17 protein-coding genes, 1 tRNA gene and 1 pseudogene are annotated in these 19492 nt (G+C 35.7%); 12 read left to right on the top strand and 7 right to left on the bottom strand.

Annotation, left to right across the window (positions count from 1 at the left end):
* Positions 1–49: 49 nt before the first annotated feature.
* From AAGD50_RS00315 to AAGD50_RS00295, 5 genes are all read left to right on the top strand, one after another.
* The gene (locus AAGD50_RS00315) at positions 50–1939 is read left to right on the top strand and encodes a hypothetical protein (protein WP_264723961.1); all 1890 of its coding nucleotides are present in this window, start codon (positions 50–52) and stop codon (positions 1937–1939) included.
* 107 nt (positions 1940–2046) lie between these two features.
* Positions 2047–2211 carry a hypothetical protein gene (locus AAGD50_RS00310; RefSeq protein WP_153296807.1) on the top strand — a complete coding sequence of 55 codons (165 nt, stop codon included), beginning with the start codon at positions 2047–2049 and terminating at the stop codon, positions 2209–2211.
* 216 nt (positions 2212–2427) lie between these two features.
* Positions 2428–2697: a divalent-cation tolerance protein CutA gene (gene cutA, locus AAGD50_RS00305; protein ID WP_395460184.1), complete on the top strand. Its 270-nt coding sequence runs from the start codon at positions 2428–2430 to the stop codon at positions 2695–2697.
* Positions 2688–2762, top strand: a tRNA-Gln gene (locus tag AAGD50_RS00300). The genes cutA and AAGD50_RS00300 overlap by 10 nt, the downstream gene beginning before the upstream one ends.
* 18 nt (positions 2763–2780) lie before the next feature.
* A complete protein-coding gene (locus tag AAGD50_RS00295) occupies positions 2781–3356 on the top strand; it encodes a hypothetical protein (protein WP_151807992.1) in 576 nt (191 codons plus the stop codon).
* Positions 3357–3371: 15 nt separating this feature from the next.
* On the opposite strand, the gene AAGD50_RS00290 is transcribed toward AAGD50_RS00295, so the two are convergent.
* The 3 genes from AAGD50_RS00290 to recG form a co-directional block, all read right to left on the bottom strand.
* Positions 3372–3659: a hypothetical protein gene (locus AAGD50_RS00290; RefSeq protein WP_010962862.1), complete on the bottom strand. Its 288-nt coding sequence runs from the start codon at positions 3657–3659 to the stop codon at positions 3372–3374.
* Positions 3660–3929: 270 nt separating this feature from the next.
* Entirely contained in the window at positions 3930–4118 is a 189-nt protein-coding gene (locus AAGD50_RS00285; RefSeq protein ID WP_182309102.1) for a hypothetical protein, read from the bottom strand.
* Between the two features lie 607 nt (positions 4119–4725).
* On the bottom strand, positions 4726–6747 hold the full coding sequence (gene recG / locus AAGD50_RS00280) for an ATP-dependent DNA helicase RecG (RefSeq protein WP_015589220.1): 2022 nt from the start codon (positions 6745–6747) through the stop codon (positions 4726–4728).
* 303 nt (positions 6748–7050) lie between these two features.
* Here recG and AAGD50_RS00275 point away from each other — a divergent pair, with 303 nt between their 5' ends.
* Entirely contained in the window at positions 7051–7836 is a 786-nt protein-coding gene (locus AAGD50_RS00275) for a hypothetical protein (RefSeq protein WP_264723960.1), read from the top strand.
* Here AAGD50_RS00275 and AAGD50_RS00270 read toward each other — a convergent pair.
* A pseudogene (locus tag AAGD50_RS00270) lies at positions 7818–8580 on the bottom strand (IS5 family transposase). The gene AAGD50_RS00275 and the pseudogene AAGD50_RS00270 overlap by 19 nt on opposite strands.
* Before the next feature lie 365 nt (positions 8581–8945).
* Here AAGD50_RS00270 and AAGD50_RS00265 point away from each other — a divergent pair.
* The 3 genes from AAGD50_RS00265 to surE all read left to right on the top strand — a co-directional run bounded on the left by AAGD50_RS00265 (position 8946) and on the right by surE (position 13914).
* Positions 8946–10505 (top strand): proton-conducting transporter membrane subunit, encoded by a 1560-nt coding sequence (locus AAGD50_RS00265; RefSeq protein WP_264723959.1) that lies wholly within the window; start codon positions 8946–8948, stop codon positions 10503–10505.
* Entirely contained in the window at positions 10490–11833 is a 1344-nt protein-coding gene (gene ffh / locus AAGD50_RS00260) for a signal recognition particle protein (RefSeq protein ID WP_151808007.1), read from the top strand. The genes AAGD50_RS00265 and ffh overlap by 16 nt, the downstream gene beginning before the upstream one ends.
* Before the next feature lie 1328 nt (positions 11834–13161).
* Positions 13162–13914 carry a 5'/3'-nucleotidase SurE gene (gene surE / locus AAGD50_RS00255; protein WP_264723958.1) on the top strand — a complete coding sequence of 251 codons (753 nt, stop codon included), beginning with the start codon at positions 13162–13164 and terminating at the stop codon, positions 13912–13914.
* 20 nt (positions 13915–13934) lie between these two features.
* On the opposite strand, the gene hisS is transcribed toward surE, so the two are convergent.
* Together hisS and AAGD50_RS00245 are read right to left on the bottom strand one after the other, a co-directional pair.
* A complete protein-coding gene (gene hisS, locus AAGD50_RS00250) occupies positions 13935–15161 on the bottom strand; it encodes a histidine--tRNA ligase (protein WP_264723957.1) in 1227 nt (408 codons plus the stop codon).
* Entirely contained in the window at positions 15158–15730 is a 573-nt protein-coding gene (locus AAGD50_RS00245) for a NifU family protein (RefSeq protein ID WP_264723955.1), read from the bottom strand. Before AAGD50_RS00245 ends, hisS begins: the two co-directional genes overlap by 4 nt.
* A gap of 160 nt (positions 15731–15890) precedes the next feature.
* Between AAGD50_RS00245 and AAGD50_RS00240 the strand changes: the two genes are divergently transcribed.
* Entirely contained in the window at positions 15891–16151 is a 261-nt protein-coding gene (locus AAGD50_RS00240; protein WP_264723953.1) for a J domain-containing protein, read from the top strand.
* Between the two features lie 19 nt (positions 16152–16170).
* Here AAGD50_RS00240 and AAGD50_RS00235 read toward each other — a convergent pair whose 3' ends face one another.
* Positions 16171–17700, bottom strand: coding sequence for an N-acetylmuramoyl-L-alanine amidase (locus tag AAGD50_RS00235; protein WP_265041081.1), 1530 nt, complete (start codon positions 17698–17700; stop codon positions 16171–16173).
* A gap of 68 nt (positions 17701–17768) precedes the next feature.
* Here AAGD50_RS00235 and AAGD50_RS00230 point away from each other — a divergent pair, with 68 nt between their 5' ends.
* Together AAGD50_RS00230 and AAGD50_RS00225 are read left to right on the top strand one after the other, a co-directional pair.
* Positions 17769–17939 carry a DnaJ domain-containing protein gene (locus tag AAGD50_RS00230; protein ID WP_264723951.1) on the top strand — a complete coding sequence of 57 codons (171 nt, stop codon included), beginning with the start codon at positions 17769–17771 and terminating at the stop codon, positions 17937–17939.
* A gap of 104 nt (positions 17940–18043) precedes the next feature.
* The gene (locus AAGD50_RS00225; protein ID WP_264723950.1) at positions 18044–19273 is read left to right on the top strand and encodes a cytochrome b; all 1230 of its coding nucleotides are present in this window, start codon (positions 18044–18046) and stop codon (positions 19271–19273) included.
* Positions 19274–19492 lie beyond the last annotated feature (219 nt).

The following is a 19492-nucleotide window of genomic DNA, read 5'->3' as shown; positions in this document are numbered from 1 at the left end:
GAATCAAGGAATACAATTATAATATATTTAATTAATAGTGAGGTTTAAAATGTCACCTAATGAAAAAAATTCTGTTGTAACTGAACAAGGAAATGATCTTGGTTTGAATAAAACGACGCAAGATTCATTAAATTTAGAGGCTGCTAAGGATCCCAAGAAGCTAAAAGAAAGAATTACTGACCTGTTAAAAGGGGATACAGAATTCTCTAAGATGAAACAAGGAGATAAGATTCTTGTAGTAAGTGCAGCAAGTGGATTATTTACGGCAGTACTACCACTTTTGGCAGTTGGTGCAACACTTGCTATACCAGGTGCTATAGTTGGTCTTGCTTTATATTTCGCTGTAAAAGTCGCTGTAAAAACAGTTCAATCTGGATATAAAGGGCTCAAATGGTCAGCAGAAAAAACAGTTGATGGGGCGAAATATACTGCCGGGAAAGTTAAGGACACGTCAGTATATACTGCAGAAAAAGCAAGAGAAGGTTATTATTCAGTAAAAGGAGCTATAAGTTCTGTGGGACGAGCAACAAGAGAGAGAACTGGTGCTACGTTAGGAAAAATGGGGCGCAGTTTAAGTAATTTAAGTAAAAGTATGTCTAGTTTAGACGCCATCCCATATTCAATAGATAACGAAGGTCAAACTGTTGTTTTGAAAACAGAAGAAAAAACAAGGAATTTCAATAGTGTAAAGGAGATGTTTATTAAGGAAGTTCTTGAAGACAAAGCCGTGAATAGCTTTGCTTTAACTAAGGAAATATTTTCTAAGCTGGGAGAAAAAATATTAGAGAAAGCTTATTCTGTTGATGGTCAATCAGGTTTCCAAAAGGACCAGTTGATCAATCAGTTGAAACAGCAAGCAGATTTTGTCAATAAATTATACGCTAAGAAGTTGCAAAGTTTGTTATCTAAAGATAATAACAGTCTTTATGAAATTTTCTCTGACCATCACGATGAAATTAAGAGGATTGTTAAAGAGTGCAAAATAGAGCATAAACTTTCTAACTCCATAGAGAACCTTAATGAAGTAGCAGGAAAGTATGGTATCAGAAAAGGTTCAATGCAATCTTTTGAAAACAGCTCATCAAGAAGCAGTTCAATGAGTTTTCTAAATTCTGTAAGTACTGACAGTACCATTAGCAGTGAAGCGGAATTGTTAAATCCTGCAAACCATAAAGAAGTGAAAACAGCTACTTCACTTTGGGATAAGGTTTCATCACCTTTCAAAAGTGGCAAAAAGTCAGAAAAAACTTCTGAAGTTAAATATCAAGTTCTTTCTGAATCAGACACGTTGCCTAGAAAAATAGGAAATAGCACTTTTTACGTTGATACTCCTACTCCAATTGAGAATACTAATAAAACTGCAACAATAGGAGGAAGACCAGGAGTTGCACGACGTAATAGTACTAGCAACCTTACTAGGGTAGAAACTCCAGAAGTACCAACTAGAAGCGCCTCATTGACTAACTTAAATGGACAAAGTTCTTTCAGTGAAGATGTTCTCAGTGATCCTAAAGTAAACCAATATCTTGGTAATTCGAATAAAGGAACTCTAACTCGCAGTAATTCTTTTGATAGTGCAAGAGGTTCATCTGGTCCTTCTACACCAACAAGCTCATTAGAAAGATTGGAACAATCTTTCAGTAAAGATGAAGTTGGGGCAGCAATGGAGAAAAACTTAAAAGAATTTAGTTTAAGTGCTAAAACTGAATCTACATTACACAATTCTTTTAGTAATCGTAATGGTTCTGATAGTGGATTCAATTCACCAACTTCTTCTCCAACACATACAATGTTTACTGAAAATGGCAAGGCAAAAACCCAAGCTGACTTAAGAAAGACAGGTCATCTGGACAAACTGGTGGGACAGCCTTCCACGAAAGTAGCTGTTGACACTGACGTTCAACAGCAAGCTGCACAAACAGCTGTGAAAACGAACTAAACAAAGCTATCCACCTTCTCCAAAAGGATGTTACTCATTGAGTAACATCCTTTTTTGTTTTTAAACTATAGAAAAATCCTAGATCCCAGCGGTATGCGTACAACCGTATGAACATTGTGATTTCTCTGCTAGGAAAGGTGTCATCCCAGTGCTTGACTACTTGGATCCAGGAAAGTTTGCTTGTTTACAAGCAAACTAGCATAGAAAGTGGTTACAACGTTTTCGATGAGATTATATGGAAAACTGGATTCCAGTGTCAAGCACTGGAATGACATCACAGGGGCACTGGGATGACACCTTTACGTTTGAGGCAAACTAGCTATAACACTTAACATACTACCTTTGCAAACAAATGTTCATACAGTACGCGCTGGCGTTATTTTCTCTTGATGAATAAACCTGAGTGGAGTATAGTAGCAATGCGTTTATATAGATTCTAATGAATAATTTAGTTTTCAACTTTTTCAAATTTAAATGAGGCTAAAACTATTTCTGAAGAATTGTTAAACGAGAAGTTAATTGTATGTGTAACTGAAGTAAATTCTCTGTATTTATGGAAGGGTGAAATTAACAGTGGTTGTGAAGTAGTGGCAATTATGAAGAGCAGGAATGATCAAGTTGATAAAATTGTAGAAAAAATCGAAGCAATGCATTCTTATGATCAGCCAGCTATTGCTGTGATGCCCATAGAAAAAGCAAATAAATCTTTTACTAATTGGGCTAATAGTGTTATTGATGTAAGTAGTATTGGGGTGTAGCCAAGTGGTAAGGCAGCGGTTTTTGATACCGCCACGCGAAGGTTCGAATCCTTCCACCCCAGCCATATTGAAGTGGGTGTGAAATGATATCACTTTTCTATAAATTAAGATTATTGAATTATATATTAGGTAGTCTAAAAGATATAATTGTGAAACTGTTTCTCTTCACAATGTATCTTTACACATTCAGCATTGTGCTCATGTTTCTCAGCAATGGTTTTTGGTATGCTGTAGAATTTTGCTCTTTCAAAAATGCGTTTTACCGTTTGTTTCAATATTGCAAGTGGTATTATGAAAATAGGGAAGATCTCGGTTACGGAATTTCTATTCGAATATTAGTGGCGTTTCTTACTCCGCATTTTCTCTATAAATTATTACTTGGCACAGGCTGGAAGTCCTTTTTAAAGGGAAAGATAATACAGATACTCAACACAAGAAGAAAAAAGGGTAGTGAGTTCAGTAACAGTAGCAAACCAAGTGGCAGTAGTTATAGTGATAAGAATAATTACAGCAATAACAGTGGTAACAATGAGCGTCAAGCTCAAGATGCAAAGCGAAAAGTAAACATGATAAAGCAGCTATTAATCAAAGATATAGAGGCAACTATAGATAGGAGATTGAATTATATTTTTTTCGGTAAAAGGAGTAAACCTCATTAAGTATATAAAAAGGCTTTATCTAGTAAGGCTTTTTAAGGTTGGCTGTATTTTATTTTTTACGTATACCGGATCACAATCAGCCAATATACATGTGTGCACAAAATCTTGACTAAAGTCTGACAACCAAGAAATTGCCTTACGTTTTTCTACCAAGCTTTCTGTTTTTTTACAGTTACTTGCTGCATCAATCATTGCCTGCGCTATTACTGATTTCCACAGCAAATAATACCTTTGTATATCATCTGACGTACTATTTGTTTCATAGTGGTTAAAAAATTCTTTAAAATTGAAGTTGTTTGACATAATGATACCTCTTTGGATTGAAATTTGAAATGATTTGAGTTTATGTCGCCACAGCAGATTCCGCTAACAAGCAGCGGGATAACGAATTACTTAACCGTCATTACACCGTCATACCGCGATTCATTCGCGGTATCTCGCTAACAAGCAGCGGACCGTCATACCGCCGCGGCGCTAACAAGCAGCGGGATGACGGTTGTCAGGCCAGCGCCCCCATGATGTCATTCAAGTAGCTGACACTGGTTCCTTTATGACGGCAGTGCCCCTATGGTGTCATCCCAGTGTCCCTATGATGTCATCCCAGTGCCCAGACACTGGGATCCAGGAATTTTGATTGGACACTGGGTTGGTAAGCATAAAAGTGTTATGTAAAATACAACGTTCTTGATGGGATTGTGTGAAATGCTGGATTCCAGTGTCTGGGCACTGGGATGACACCATAGGAGGCTGCTTGGATGACAAAAAAAGGAGCACTGGAATGACAGCAATCTACGTCATACCGCGATTCATTCGCGGTATCTCAGCCGCTAACAAGAGATCCCGCTAACAAGCAGCGGGATGACGGTTGTCGTTTAGCCATAAACATTAAGAAATTTACCAAATGAAAAAAAAGGCAAAAGAAGCCCCGTGGTTATTATCCGCTTTAAAATATTGGCGTTTTTTATGTTTTAAACGCTTGACAAGCGAAATTCAGCTGCTTTTAATTGCAACTAACTTACGCTGCAAATGTTTAAGAAATTTACTAAGCAGAAAAAAAGACAAAGAATCCCCGAGTTAGCTAGTCTTTTACTATCTCTGTCGAGTATTGGCATTTTTTGATGTCTTGTAACGCTTTATAAGCGCGTTCAGCTTATTTAGATAAAAATCTAGATGTAGATGAAGTTTTGTAAAGACATACAGTATCTATATACTGCAAAAAATTGAACATAAGACGCCGATACATTAAGTAATCCTTACCTTTTAATCTGCAGATTGGCGAAAGCAAATACAATAGCTTCAGTTTCATGATAAGGGGGCTGGCGAGGTTTGTCAAGGAAGTTTTTTCGTTTCTGCGGGCTACCTGGTTTTCCTACTGAAATTTTGAAAAATGTAATCTACTCCTATATTCAAATATATCAAGCAGTAATTCAAAATCAGCCATTGCGCCTTTTGCGTTATTATACGCGAGATTGAGCAGCTCTTTGTCCTGATATAAATCAGCAAATTTAAATTCCATACATCCTGATTGTTTTGTGCCTAAAATATCTCCACTGCCTCTTAGCATCATATCCCTTTCAGCAATGTAAAATCCATCTTGTGACTCACACATGATCTTTAACTTTGAAGATGAGCTTTTACTTAAATTATCGTATAATAATACACAAAAAGATGGCTTGTTTCCTCGCCCTACTCTGCCTCTTAACTGATGCAATTGTGATAACCCAAATTGCTCTGCATTTTCTATAATCATGATGGTTGCATCTGGCACATCTATACCAACTTCTATCACAGTGGTTGCAACAAGCAGAGAAAATTCATTCCTTTTGAAGGAAAACATAACTTGATCTTTCTGCTCCTGAGTCAATTTTCCGTGTATTATCCCGACTTTATCAAGAAATGTTTTTTGTAATTCCTGAAAACGCATCTCTGCTGCAGCAATATTGGTCTCTTCGTTTTCTTCTATATATGGACAAATCCAATATGCTTTTTCGCCCCTGTTTATAGCACCTTTTAGCTTTTCAATAACATCTGGCACCCTACTAATGTTCATAGTTACAGTTTTTATTGGCAATCTGGATTTTGGTTTTTCTTTCAAAATTGAACATTCAACGTCACCATACATAGCTTGCTGCAAAGTTCTTGGAATGGGAGTTGCAGTAACGAAAAGTATATCGGCATTTTCTCCTTTTCCTACCAAGCGATTTCTCTGCATCACTCCAAATCGCTGTTGCTCGTCTATGACTGCAAGCCCTAAATTTTTAAATGTAACGTTAGCTTGAAATAGTGCATGAGTGCCAATCACTATATTTAAAACACCACTTGCAAGTTCGTTCATGATAATCTTTCTTTCCTTGCGCGAAGTTTTACCAGTAAGCAGCGCAACTTTTATATCGGTACAGGATAAAACTTCCTCAATCCAATTATAATGTTGCTCCGCCAAGATAGTAGTCGGTGCCATTAGAGCTGCCTGCATGTTGTTTTCTACCACATTTATCATCGCAAAAAGTGCAACTACGGTTTTGCCACTACCAACATCACCTTGCAGCAAGCTTATCATGCGATACTTGGATTTTTGTCTCTCTGAGATCTCATCTATTGCACGAGTTTGATCATTTGTTAATTGAAACGACAATTCATTTAAAACTTGCTCTTTATATTTACTCAATATTATAAATTCTCTTCCCCTTTCTTTCACATGATTTTTTCTTGCAAGTTTCAGCGCTAGCTGATACGCAAACAATTCATCATAAGCAAGCCTTTTTCTACAAACCTCAGCTTCCACCAATGAGCTTGGTCTGTGCAACTTTATGATGCTTTCCCTCCAACTTAACCATTTTTTTTGCTTGATTAATGTATCATCTATCCACTCTGGTAAATCAGGCAATTCCTTTAGATTAGAGCTTATTATGTTCCCAATGCGCTTATTGGTAATGCCACGGCATAATTGGTAAACTGGCTCTATGCAAGCTATTTTTTTAAATTGGTTGATGTCAAGCGACACGTAATCTGGATGAGTAATTTGCCAATGTTCAGCAAATTTTTCGAGTTTGCCACTGATGATCACATTCGCTCCAATTGGAAATAGTTTATATAAATACTTAACTGAGTAATTAAAAAAGACTATGAATATATACTGACTCTCACTTTCAACGACTATTTTATATGGTCTACCTCTAAAAGTGGGCGACTGATGTTCATAAACTTTTGCAATGAAAGTTGTAAATTCTCCAACTCGAGCATCAGATAGTAACTTGCTTCTATCCACATAACTAAGTGGCTTATAAAACAGCAGATCCACCACCTTGTCCCCACCACAAAGTTTAGGCAATATTGCGGAATGGAACTTAGGTATATTCTCCAGCCTGCTATTTAGAAAAATCTGATTGCTCATTGAGATTCATACATGTGTAAAACTGTTATAGAGCCTTTTTAAAATCTTGTCACCTTATGGTCAGGTATGCACTATAGCTAGCACAGCTCTCTAACGTCATACCGCGATTCATTCGCGGTATCTCAGCATAGATTCCGCTAACACGTAGCGGAATGACGATTTGTCGTTTTTAAAATCGTCGGTAAGCCTAAGTTACCCCTAACTATATTTGCTATCATAGGGCTTATAGTAGGTATTTTATTAACTTATTAATCATTTTTATGTATTATTATACCATTAGCAGTCTATATCAAGGTATTAATGATGAACAGCTCTACACCAAAAGAAAAGGAAAATCCAATAGTTACACTAAGAGCTCAAGCAGAAAAGTTTGGTTTTAGCAGGTTGAGGGCTGGTAAAGATGATGCTGAAGCGAATTCTGGTGCAACTATGTACGTAGATCTTCCAAGAATGAAACTTGTTATTCAGAACAAAGTTATAACAAAAGAGCTTGTTGATGAATTATATAATAAACATACCAACCTCATTTCAAATGACAAAAATAAGTACCGCCAATTTGTAAAACAAGTTTTTACAGAGCTATTTGAATATGCTGAAGCAGAAGTTCCAAATGATTCTATTCTAGAAGAACTAATCACTAATTGTAACCAGGCTGCTTATGTGGGTGCATTGTATGGTAAAGGAGGACCTATCCTTCATTTAGCTGAAACATATGGGTTATTGTTTCAGTCTAATCATGTAACACATATTAATTGTAGTGATCCAAGTCATGCGGCAATCAGAATTGAAGAAAAAATTGCAGTTCGCACTTTTGCAGAACTGGAAGAAGAATTATGTAAATTGGATAGCTCGCTAGAATTCACACTTAAGTCTCAAGGTGATAAAAATGTAACATATGAAGATGGTAAATTGTCACTTACTGTTCCTAAGAGACTGAAGGACTATAATATAGGTGATAAAAACTTGTTTGACGTTATAAAAGAGTGTTTTCAGAAATTTTGCGAGAGGCTTGGATTTTTTAAAATAAAAATAGAGCATGGTTTAGGCGATCCACTAGGCAGTGTCGACATTTATTTTAACCAAAGATAAATGCCAGCAATGTGAACAAAAGACAGAAAAGCTATGGCCAATTTGTCGTAGCGTGTAGCAACTCTGCGGAAGTGCTTGATTTTGTTGAACATCCTTTCGATTAAGTTTCTCTCTTTATACAATTCTTTGTCATATTCTCTTGGTGTTTTTCTGTTGGAACGCGGTGGGATTACTGGCTCAGCATTTACAGCTTCTGCAGCCTCAATCATATAATTTGCGTCATACCCTTTATCGGCAATAAGTGCCTCCATGTTCTTGCCTTCTATCAGGTCTAAAGCTTTTACGTAATCCGATCTTTGCCCTGCAGTAACAAAGAATCTCAGTGGGTTGCCCAAAGCATCACAAGCAGCGTGTAATTTGCTTGAAAATCCTCCTTTGCACCGTCCCAGCTCTTGTTCTTGTCTACCAGTTTCCACATTTTTTTCTTGCACCAGCAGCATGTTGATGTGCCCTGATTATTGTTGAGTCTATCATGAGCCACTCTGTGTCTCCATTAACAGCTAATGTGTTGAAAATCATCTGCCAAACACCAGATTTTGCCCACCTTATAAAACGTTTATGTACACTTGACCATTTTCCATACTCAGCCGGCAATGCTCTCCATGTTGCTCCTGTTCTACCTATCCACATTATTGCAGCTACGAATCTCCTGTTATCTTTTGCGCTTCTTCCTCTATCTCCTTCCTTACCTGGCAGACTGTTTTTTATTCTCTCCCATTGCTCATCTTTTAAATCATATAGCATTCTCTTTACCTATTAATAAAGAGTACTCTATATCACTATTTTTTTATGTCGACAAGACCTAAGTCTCAATATTAAAGTGATGCCAAATTTTATTTCAAAAAGTAAATAATTTACTAACGCTCGTGCACAAATTAAAAATAAATTATGCACGAGTGTAGCGTTATGAATTAGGAGTGCTATATTAAAGCTTACCTCACTATTAAAGCTATCGGTCAGATTAGATTAAAAACCTAATCTGACCGGTTTCTCTATAACCCTCTAAACTCTGATATAATTATATGATAATTAGTTTAATTAGTGGTTAATATGCAAATTGATTTTATTCATATATTGAGATAGCATAAACCATATTGGTTTTAATTATTGTGCAACTTTATAAATCGTCACTGTTACTTCTACTGACTGTATTAATAGTTATAGTCCTAAAATTACCTGAAAATTTGAGCATTGCAGTAAATTGGTCTCTCCCAATTCTAGATTTTGATTTATCTTTTCGTACCATACTAATATCTTTTTTATCAGTTGCATTTTTAGCTGTTCTACCAGCACAAAATTTGACTTTTTCAGAGATGCTATCTTTTGCTGCTTACACTATTAGTTCACTTTATGCAGTTTTATCTGAACATATGATATTGGTTATAATATTCTGTGAATTAATGACCATCAGTGCATTTTTTATTATCGCAGCTAGCTGTAGAGATAGTGGACCTGCAATAAGGTACGCTTGTGTACACTTTTTCGTTGGAGTTATATTAATAGCAGGATTGGCACTTCAAAGCACTAACCTGATAATTTTGGGTTTATTGATAAACTGCGCTTGTTTTCCTTTTTCATTTTGGGTTGTTGATGCATATCCTGCTGCATCGCTACATGGCACCACATATCTCTCTTTATTTACCACTAAAGTCTCTTTTTTAGTGATGCTTTTACACACTTATAACCTATGGCAAGATTGTACTGAAATGTTAGCGCTTGTAGGCGCCATCACTGCAATTTACAGCATTATATTTGCTTCTCTTGAGCAAAATATTCGTAGATTTTTATGCTATAACGTTGTAGGACAAATGGGCTTGCTGATTATTGCAGGAAGTTTGCTCAGTCCTTCGGAAAAAGCAATACCAATTTTGATACTGCATATAATCTTCTCTCTTGTTTATCAATCATTATTGTTTGTGGTCAGTAATTCGATTATTTCACAAACAAAAACAATTAGTTTTAATGGAGTGGGTAAACTGATGTCAGTGGAAGGCATGTGTGCTATAATCGCAATACTTACAATGGCTGCATTTCCTGGAACCGTTGGATTTATCAGTAAATCATATATCACAGCTGAAATTGAAATGAACACTGTTGCCTTAAAAGGGTATAAAAATTTATATAAGCTTCTAAATTTGCTGCTTTATTTAAGCGTGGGGCTAAAGTTTCTTTATTACTTATTTATTGCAAAAAGTAAGTCAAAACCTTTAGCAGAGAGAGGAGGCAAAATGACTATGATTATTTTAGCATTTATATGCGTAATCGCTGGCAATCCTTACTTACCTATTTACAATAAACCTTCGATTTTCGATTTTGTGTACAACACAAAAAATATTTTGTCGCAATTTAATTTGTTACTATGTACCACTTTATTGTTTATTCCTTTACGCAAGTTATTTTACCCGAGAGTAAATTTTAAAATGGATGTTGATTGGATTTTTAGAACTTTCATATCCTATATTGTCTTGTTGTTCAATCAGTTAGTCTCTAAAACTAGAGAAATGTTTGCCAGCGTAGTGCAAAACTTGACTAATCCACTTACTGGTTTATACTTTAATAATATTACTAAACTTAAAGAAGTGCTGGGTTATAACTCAGTGAGTTTTGTTTCAGCTTCTTCTCTCTTTTTAATGAGTATTCTACTAATGCTATTATGTTTAAATCGTTAACTGAAAGTTTAAATTCTGTATTTAGTAAACTGAGAGGAAAGTCAATCATTTCTGAAGATGATTTTAATCTTGCCATGCGTGAAATACGCATAGCCTTAATTGAAGCTGACGTTTCACTTGAAGTTGCAAAAAAATTCATCAACGACATTAAAGATAAAGTGATTGGGGAAAAAGTCATAAAAAGTGTTTCTCCAGCACAAATGATAATTAAAATTGTACAGGATAATTTAGTTGCAGTTCTCGGATCAGAGAAAAGTGACTTAAATCTAGCAGTTAAACCCCCTGCTGTGATTATGATGGTGGGCTTACAAGGTGCAGGTAAAACAACTACCTCAGGAAAGCTTGCTTTAAAACTAAAAAAGCAAAAGAAAAAAGTGATGCTTGCCTCTTTAGACATTTATAGGCCTGCTGCCCAGAAACAACTTGAAGTGCTAGGTAAACAAATAGATGTGCAAACTTTACCTGTAGTAATAGATGAGAAGCCCATTACAATTACAAAAAGGGCACTGGCAGCAGCAAAGAACGATAATTATGATGTATTAATACTAGACACTGCAGGCAGGCTTCATATTGACAATAATATGATGAATGAGTTGAAAGCCGTAAAGGAAATAGCTTCACCTGCAGAAGTTATTTTAGTAGCCGACGCAATGATAGGCCAGGATGCGGTCAACATTGCCAAATCATTCAATGAGGTAATAGGTGTAACCGGCATTATTCTTACCCGTGTTGATGGTGATGCACGTGGTGGTGCTGCTCTTTCTATGAAAATGATCGCCGATTGTCCAATTAAATTTATTGCTTGTGGTGAAAAATTAAGTGACCTCGATGATTTTTATCCAGATAGAATTGCAAAAAGAATACTTAGCATGGGTGATGTTGTCTCATTGGTTGAAAAAGCTGCTGAGATTGTTGGTCAGGAAGAAATTGATAAGTTACAAAAGAAAGTGAAAAAAGGTAAATTCGACCTAAACGACCTAGTGGGAATGTTAAAAACTCTGAGTAAAATGGATGGCATTAGCAACATAATGAAATTCATTCCTAGTTCATTTACAAAAAAGCTAAGTAGCAGTGTGCCAGATGACAATAAAGTGAAAAAATATATAGCCATCATAAACTCAATGACTGAAAAAGAAAGGCAAAATCCAGATATTTTAAATGGCAAAAGAAGACTTAGAATTTCTAAGGGGTCCGGAACAACTGTAACTGACATTAATCTTCTAATTAAGCAGTATAATCAAATGAGCTCTATGGTAAATAAGTTCAGTAAAGTTGACCATAGTAAACTCAAAGAATCTGATTTGATGGATATGCTAAGCAGAAAGTAAGTCAGCAGGTAGTGGAATGAGACAAATCATCAGTAAACCTTTAGCTATATCAAAAGCGGCTTAGGTCTCGCAAAAAAATTTACAGCTTCTTGCTAGCCAAGAAATTTATTATTAATTTTAAGAAATACTATAGCTGACCCAAGCAACACGTCATACCGCCGCGGTATCTCTAGATCCCGCTAACACGTAGCGGGATGACGAGGCTTACCTTATCGGATTGTTTCAACACGTCATACCGCGATTCATTCGCGGTATCTCAGCCGCTAACAAGCAGCGGGATACTATCTACACCGTCATACCGCGATTCATTCGCGGTATCTCATCCGCTAACAAGAGATCCCGCTAACAAGCAGCGGGATGACGAATTACTTAACCATCATCTACACCGTCATACCGCGATTCATTCGCGGTATCTCATCCGCTAACAAGAGATCCCACTAACACGTAGCGGGATGACGAGCTTATCGTGCTGCCACGAACCGTCATGCCTCTGCGAACCGTCATACCGCGATTCATTCGCGGTATCTCAAAGCATAGATCCCGCTAACACGTAGCGGGATGACGAGGTCATGCCACCGCGCGAACCGTCATACCATCACGGTATCTCTAGATCCCGCTAACACGTAGGGGAATGACGAGGTCATGCCGCCGCGGTATCTCTTAGCCGCTAACACGTAGCGGGATGACGGTTGTTGTTTAGCTATAAATATTAAGAAATTTACCAAACGAAAAAAAAGGCAAAAGAAGCCCTGGGGTTATTATCCGCTTTAAAATATTGGCGTTTTTTATGTTTTAAACGCTTGACAAGCAAGATTTAGCTGCTTTTAATTGCAACTAACCTACGCTGCAAATGTTTAAGAAATTTACTAAGCAGAAAAAAAGACAAAGAATCCCCGAGTTAGCTAGTCTTTTACTATCTCTGTCGAGTATTGGCATTTTTTGATGTCTTGTAACGCTTTATAAGCGCGTTCAGCTTATTTAGATAAAAATCTAGATGTAGATGAAGTTTTGTAAAGACATACAGTATCTATATACTGCAAAAAATTGAACATAAGACGCCGATACATTAAGTAATCCTTACCTTTTAATCTGCAGATTGGCGAAAGCAAATACAATAGCTTCACTATCATGATAAGAGGGCTGGCGGAGTTTGTCAAGTAAGTTTTTTGTTTCTATTGAATGACAATTGTGGCTTGGGCAAGAAATCCATTGATTTACAGCAGGTTCTTTGTTACAGTCCACAGTTATGCAAAGAAACTTAAAGCCTCATGAGTTTATTTACAGCCAGTGGTTTACATAATTTGGAACTGTATAGCTGAGTATTGTATATGATAATATTGATAACAAACGATGATGGCTTTGGAAGTGAAGGAATAAAATTACTCAAAGAGATTGCACGGAATTTTGCGTCAGAAATATGGATAGTGGCACCAGATACTGATAGAAGCGGAGCTGCAAGATCTCTTGATTATCCAGTGAAACAATCTATTGGAATAAAACAACATAGTGAAAGGGAATTTAGTGTGTCTGGTACTCCTGCAGATTGTGTCATTATTGCGCTAAATAAAGTTATGAATAAAAAACCAGACTTAATATTGTCCGGAGTAAATATTGGATCAAATGTCGGGGACGATATTTGTTATTCAGGAACAATTGGTGCTGTAATGGAAGGTGCTGCAAGGTCTATACCTTCTATTGCGCTAAGCCAAGTTTATCATGATAAAATAGACTGGCACAATACAAAGGTTTTTGCACCAAAGGTTATTGCCAAGCTAGTTAAGGTTGGTTGGCCTAAAAACATAGTGATGAGTGTAAATTTTCCTGCTACGGAAAAAGTAAAAGGAGTAGAATTTGCTGAACAAGGTGAATATAACATTGATGGGGATTTAACTTTTACTGAAAATTCGAATGGCTCTTTTAGCTTAAATTGGTCTCGAGAGCACTCAGGCAGTGGTAGTATAAATAAAATAAAAGAAGGATTTATTACTATTACACCGGTAAAATTAGATTTTACAGATTATGATACATTGAATACTATGAGAAATTCTTGTGCAGACGAATTTTCTTCTATAGCTGACTGAGAAAAACATTTGCATTGCTCCTAATAGATATTTTCTATTGTGTTATCGCGAGCAATTATTTTTTCTTCACCTGTATCCATGTTTTTAATCTTTAAAGTTTTACTACTCAATTCTTCATCGCCAAAGATTAAAGCAGCTTTAGCATTTGCTTGATTTGCTTTTTTCATTCGGGTTCTGAGCGTTCCGCTATATTCATAGATTACATATAAACCATTTCTGCGCAATTCATTTGCAAGTGTTAAAGCATGTTTTTCAGCCTCTCTACCGATTGGAATTAGGTAAATAGGTCGCTCTTCTTTCGGAGAATAATTGATTAACTCCATTATGCGCTCAATACCCCCTGCAAATCCTATTGCTGGAGTGTGTTTTCCACCTACTGAAGATACTAAATTATCGTATCTTCCACCGGCAAAAACTGCCCCTTGTGCACCTAAATCCTCTGTAACAAACTCAAACACTGTGTGGCAATAATAATCCAAACCTCGAACTAGTTTATTGTTTACGGTATAAGGTATATCAAGAATTGTTAATCCATTTAGTATTTGTTCAAAGAAATCTGAGGACTCTTTCGTATAATAATTGCTGATTTTAGGCGCATCAGAAATTATTGATTTATCTTTCTCATCCTTGGAATCCAGTATTCTGAGTGGATTTTTAATCAACCTATTTTTGCTATCTTCTGATAGGTCATTTTGATACTTTGTAAAGTACAAGATCAAAGCTTCTCTATATTTAGTTATTGTTTCACCATCACCTAAAGAGTTGATTTCCAGCTTTACATCTTTATTGATGCCAAATTCAGTTAGTAAGTGCTGAGCGAGTGATATCAATTCAATATCAGCTTTTGGATCTTCTATGCCAAAAACCTCAAAATTTATCTGATGAAATTGCCTTTGTCTTCCCTTTTGCGGTCTTTCGTAACGAAATGCAGGCCCTGTTGAAAATAATTTTATCGGTGTTTGCAGTTTTTTTTCAATTAATAGCCTGACAATCGCTGCAGTGAACTCAGGACGTAAAGTTATGCTCTTTCCCCCTTTATCATTGAAGCTATACATCTCTTTAGTGATGATATCTGAGCTATCACCTAAGGTTTTTGTAAAAACCTCCGTGCACTCAAATATTGGAGTTTGGGCGGGCAAAAAGCCGTATAGACTTGAGATTCTATTTGCTGTTTGCTGAATGTATTTAAACTTATACCACTCATCAAATAGAAGGTCTTTCGTTCCTCTAACTGTTTGATTAGTCATAGTGTAGTCTCTATACCCGCAACCTCTGGTATGTGGTAGCTCAGCATATTCTGCACTCCTTGCTTTAAAGTAATTGCAGCACTTGGGCACCCAGAGCAAGCTCCTTGTAATTCAACATAAACTATCCCGTCTTTATAGCCACGAAATTTGATATCGCCACCATCTTGAGCAACTGCAGGTTTGATATAACTTTCCATCAATTCTTTTATTCTATTTACAATTTCTATATCATTCTCATCGAAAAATTCTTCATCCGGTATATTATTATCATTTACTCCTTCTTTATCTAGTGCTTTTCCACCTGAAGTAAAGTGATCCATGATTGTAGTTAAAATTTCTACTTTTAATGTATCCCAATTAATTCCACCCAATTTTGTTACTGAAATAAAATCATGACCAAAAAACACTCTTACCACATGTTCTATTTGAAAAAGATTTGCTGCTAGTTTAGAATTTTTTATCTCATTTGCATTTGAAAAATCAGCCGTTTCTCCTTCGTTTAAAATTTCAAATCCAGGAAGGAATTTTAGCGTATTTGGGTTTGGTGTTTCTTCAATCTGGATGAACATGTTATTTACCATGACAATTATAATTGTTACTATTTAATCATAAAATGATAAAAAAATATACATGTCATTCATCTTTTTTCTTTTTTTAGTATTCATAGTAATTACATTTGTCTTGCCTAGCGTTGTTGTATTTTTTCTTTTCCTGACAAAAAAAAATAATATGAGTTTCATGATGAACTCTATATTGAGTAAGTTTTTGAACGAATTTAATAGCAGTAGAAGTTGTACTGAAAATTACACTGGTGATAACATGTCCAAGGATGAAGCATTAAAGATACTGGGGCTGAATCCTGAGGCAAGTCAAAATGAAATCAATAAAGCATATCAAAATTTAATGAAATTAGTTCACCCAGATAAGGGAGGCTCGGAATATTTTGCGCAAAAGCTAAATGCGGCACGTGATAAATTGTTAAAAAAGTGATCTTAAAAAAAGTTTTCGTTTAACGAATTTCTTCCTTTGCTTTTTCTAAATACTCCAATATTGCTTCATGTAGTGCAGTCCATGTTATCTGTTCTTCCAGGGAAGGTATAAATTCTTGTCTCCAAGCATTCTTAAACTCCTGAAACCACTGTTTTTCAAAACCCTGAAATTCTAAAGAAATATCTACTTTAAAGCTATCAATTAAACTGGAAACTTCTGCAGCTTTAGAGCTATCTAGTGATTTTAAAGATAACACTCCACTCTTTAAAATCTCTAACTCTTCCAATACATTAAGCTTAAATGGTTTATAGAGTGAAGACCATATGCGATATCTTAAATAAGAATCATAGTATAACTTAATTTTGTACATTAAAGTGGTAGATGCATCAGGAGAAATGTTATTCTCATATTGTGCAAGAGAAGATAATAAATTCTCATAATCTACTTTGCTTAAACATGGTTGTAGAGTCGATTTAATTTTTTCACTAAAGGTTAGATAACTAGAAGAAATGCCATGACTATATTCACTAAAGAATTCAGGAAATATATCTGCTTGTTCTAGTTTAAGAGGTAGATCTTTTCTAATTTCTCTTGGTAAATTATGTATTGAAAACTGATAAATAACCCATACAAAATTCTCATCAAACTCATCTGAGTAATCAGCATTATTATCAGGAAAAATTACATTACCTTTCTTATCATTCCAAGGTTCTATCTTATAGAAAAATCTGTTCAGCCTTTGTTTTAATTTCAAAATACCTTCATTTCTATCACCTGCTTTATACAATGTTTTGCCCATTTTGTGTTTAGCATCTTTAGGGTTTATTCTATCACTTATGTGCAATCCAATTCCATTTTTCTCTAATAACTCCCAATCAAACAATTTGTGTGGATCTGGTTTACGCATTGTATAGCTAAGCTCTGGATCATGCACTATAGTTCCTATTTCAGAATGACTAAATATCATATCCCTTTTAATTTTAAAACGCTCCATAAGGTATAAAATCAGCTCTTTAACAGATCTCATTTGCTCTTCCGGAAAAGGCTCAAGTCCTGTGTTTACAATTTCAATACCTACAGAATAATTGTTAAGCTTCTGCAGCTCTTCAAGCTTGCTATTTATCTTAACTCTTGCATAACTAATACCAGCATGCCATGCTTCTTTCTCTAATGGAACCATTAAGGTAACGCTGCCGTCCCTATCGACAATAAGATGAACTGACAATCCTCTAGCATTCAGCATATCTTTTGTACCTTTTAATGTTGATGTTTCAGTATGGTGAACTATAACCATTAACACTTTTTCACCGGCCCTATCACCATAATTTAAAGCTGAAGCTGGATCTAAAAATAACAAATCCTGATCTTTCAATAATGGTAATTTTTCTTGTAAATCTTGAAAATCATTCTCGATACTGCTTGAACTGGATACTTGCCCAGATATGAGAAATGCTGAGACAGTAATCAGTAAAACTAATAAATATTTGTTGATTTTAGATAGTTGGATTTTCATACCATCTTCATAAACACTTTGTAGATAACTTTTCATTATATAGTTAGAGTAGTGTTGTTGAATAAATTTACAAGACAAAATCATACTAGTCCAGTAATAGTAACATGTCCAAAGATAAAGCATTTAAAATACTGGGATTAAATCCTGAGGTAAGTCAAAATGAAATCAATAAAGCATATCAAAATTTAATGAAATTAGTTCACCCAGATAAGGGAGGCTCGGAATATTTTGCACAAAAGTTAAACGCAGCACGTGACAGGTTGCTGAAGAGGTAATTAATATTGCTTTAAAGTTTTTATTTGTGCGTAAAGGATAAGTTGCTACAATAAAAAAATAAGATAAAAGTAGCAATGGACATGTGTTCAGAAAGGTTTAAGTTATGCAGGAAGATAACAAAAAAGAAGTAATAAAAGAAGAAAAAGGCATATTAGGGTGGATAGAATATAGACTGCCTATATTTTCTTTTCTAAAACACACCGCTTCTTATCAAGTACCAAAAAACTTAAATTATGCTTGGAACTTTGGCTCTTTGGCTGGTATAGCGCTAATTTTACAAATAATAACAGGTATATTTCTTGCTATGCACTACACTCCGCATGTTGATTATGCGTTTAATAGTGTAGAGCGCATAATGCGGGATGTGAATTACGGGTGGTTAATACGCTACACTCACGCTGTTGGAGCATCACTTTTCTTTATGGTAGTTTATATTCATATAATGCGTGGATTATATTACGGATCTTACAAGAGACCACGAGAGATGGTGTGGTTTGTTGGTATATTTATATTTTTTGCAATGATGGCAACTGCCTTTATGGGATATGTTCTTCCCTGGGGACAAATGAGTTTCTGGGGTGCAACAGTTATAACCAACTTATTTTCTGCTATACCTTTAGTTGGCAATAAAATAGTTATATGGTTATGGGGTGGTTTTTCCGTTGATAATCCAACTCTTAACCGTTTTTTCGCTCTGCATTATCTTCTGCCTTTTGTTATTATTGCTTTAGCTATGCTTCATGTGATAGCTCTGCATAGGTTTGGCTCTGGTAACCCAAGTGGAGTGGAGGTAAAATCAGATAAGGATACCATTCCTCTCTATCCTTATTATATAGTCAAGGATTGCATAACTTTTGGTCTATTTTTTGTAGTTTTGTTCGCATTTGTTTTCTATGCTCCTAATTATCTTGGACATCCAGACAATTATATAGAAGCTGACTCTATGGTCACTCCGGTACATATAGTGCCAGAGTGGTATTTTTTACCTTTTTATGCAATGCTACGTTCAATTCCAGATAAACTTACTGGTGTGCTTACCATGTTTGCATCTATTTTAGTGTGGTTTTTGTTACCTTGGCTTGATAGATCAAAAGTTAAAAGTGGTGCTTATCGCCCGGTATTCAAGAAATTTTTTTGGGTTTTTGCAATAAATTTTGCACTTCTTGCCTGGCTTGGAGGACAAGAGGTGAAAGAGCCTTACATCACTATGAGTAGGCTATCTACTCTTTATTACTTTGCATACTTTGTGATAGTTTTACCACTGCTTAGTAAGTATGAAAAGCCAAAAGAACCACCAAAAACCTTAAGTGATTCTGTGCCGGAGATGAGGTGATGTCAATTCAAAGCAGATCTCTTACAAAATTCTCTGTCATCCCAGAGCCCTCTTTTGTCATCCCAGTGCTTGACACTGGGATCCAGAAAAAAAATAAATGGATTCCAGCATCATGTACACAATTGTATGAACGTTGTATACAACACACAGTGTCATTCCACTATCTTCCGTTGTCATCCCAGTGCTTGACACTGGGATCCAGGTATAAAAATACTTACA

Origin of the sequence: Wolbachia endosymbiont (group A) of Apotomis capreana, from assembly GCF_964027025.1 — a bacterium.
Lineage (GTDB): Bacteria > Pseudomonadota > Alphaproteobacteria > Rickettsiales > Anaplasmataceae > Wolbachia > Wolbachia pipientis.
The sequence above is the reverse complement of the archived record's forward strand: the minus strand, read 5'-3'. Positions and strand labels throughout refer to the sequence as shown.

What these genes read in the sequence shown, in the direction of transcription:
- AAGD50_RS00315 (WP_264723961.1), top strand. Translation starts at nt 50, where the DNA reads ATGTCACCTAATGAAAAAAATTCTGTTGTAACTGAACAAGGAAATGAT.
- AAGD50_RS00310 (WP_153296807.1), top strand. Translation starts at nt 2,047, where the DNA reads ATGAACATTGTGATTTCTCTGCTAGGAAAGGTGTCATCCCAGTGCTTG.
- AAGD50_RS00295 (WP_151807992.1), top strand. Translation starts at nt 2,781, where the DNA reads ATGATATCACTTTTCTATAAATTAAGATTATTGAATTATATATTAGGT.
- AAGD50_RS00290 (WP_010962862.1), bottom strand. Translation starts at nt 3,659, where the DNA reads ATGTCAAACAACTTCAATTTTAAAGAATTTTTTAACCACTATGAAACA.
- recG (WP_015589220.1), bottom strand. Translation starts at nt 6,747, where the DNA reads ATGAGCAATCAGATTTTTCTAAATAGCAGGCTGGAGAATATACCTAAG.
- AAGD50_RS00275 (WP_264723960.1), top strand. Translation starts at nt 7,051, where the DNA reads ATGAACAGCTCTACACCAAAAGAAAAGGAAAATCCAATAGTTACACTA.
- ffh (WP_151808007.1), top strand. Translation starts at nt 10,490, where the DNA reads ATGTTTAAATCGTTAACTGAAAGTTTAAATTCTGTATTTAGTAAACTG.
- surE (WP_264723958.1), top strand. Translation starts at nt 13,162, where the DNA reads ATGATAATATTGATAACAAACGATGATGGCTTTGGAAGTGAAGGAATA.
- hisS (WP_264723957.1), bottom strand. Translation starts at nt 15,161, where the DNA reads ATGACTAATCAAACAGTTAGAGGAACGAAAGACCTTCTATTTGATGAG.
- AAGD50_RS00245 (WP_264723955.1), bottom strand. Translation starts at nt 15,730, where the DNA reads ATGTTCATCCAGATTGAAGAAACACCAAACCCAAATACGCTAAAATTC.
- AAGD50_RS00240 (WP_264723953.1), top strand. Translation starts at nt 15,891, where the DNA reads ATGAGTTTCATGATGAACTCTATATTGAGTAAGTTTTTGAACGAATTT.
- AAGD50_RS00235 (WP_265041081.1), bottom strand. Translation starts at nt 17,700, where the DNA reads ATGAAAAGTTATCTACAAAGTGTTTATGAAGATGGTATGAAAATCCAA.
- AAGD50_RS00230 (WP_264723951.1), top strand. Translation starts at nt 17,769, where the DNA reads ATGTCCAAAGATAAAGCATTTAAAATACTGGGATTAAATCCTGAGGTA.
- AAGD50_RS00225 (WP_264723950.1), top strand. Translation starts at nt 18,044, where the DNA reads ATGCAGGAAGATAACAAAAAAGAAGTAATAAAAGAAGAAAAAGGCATA.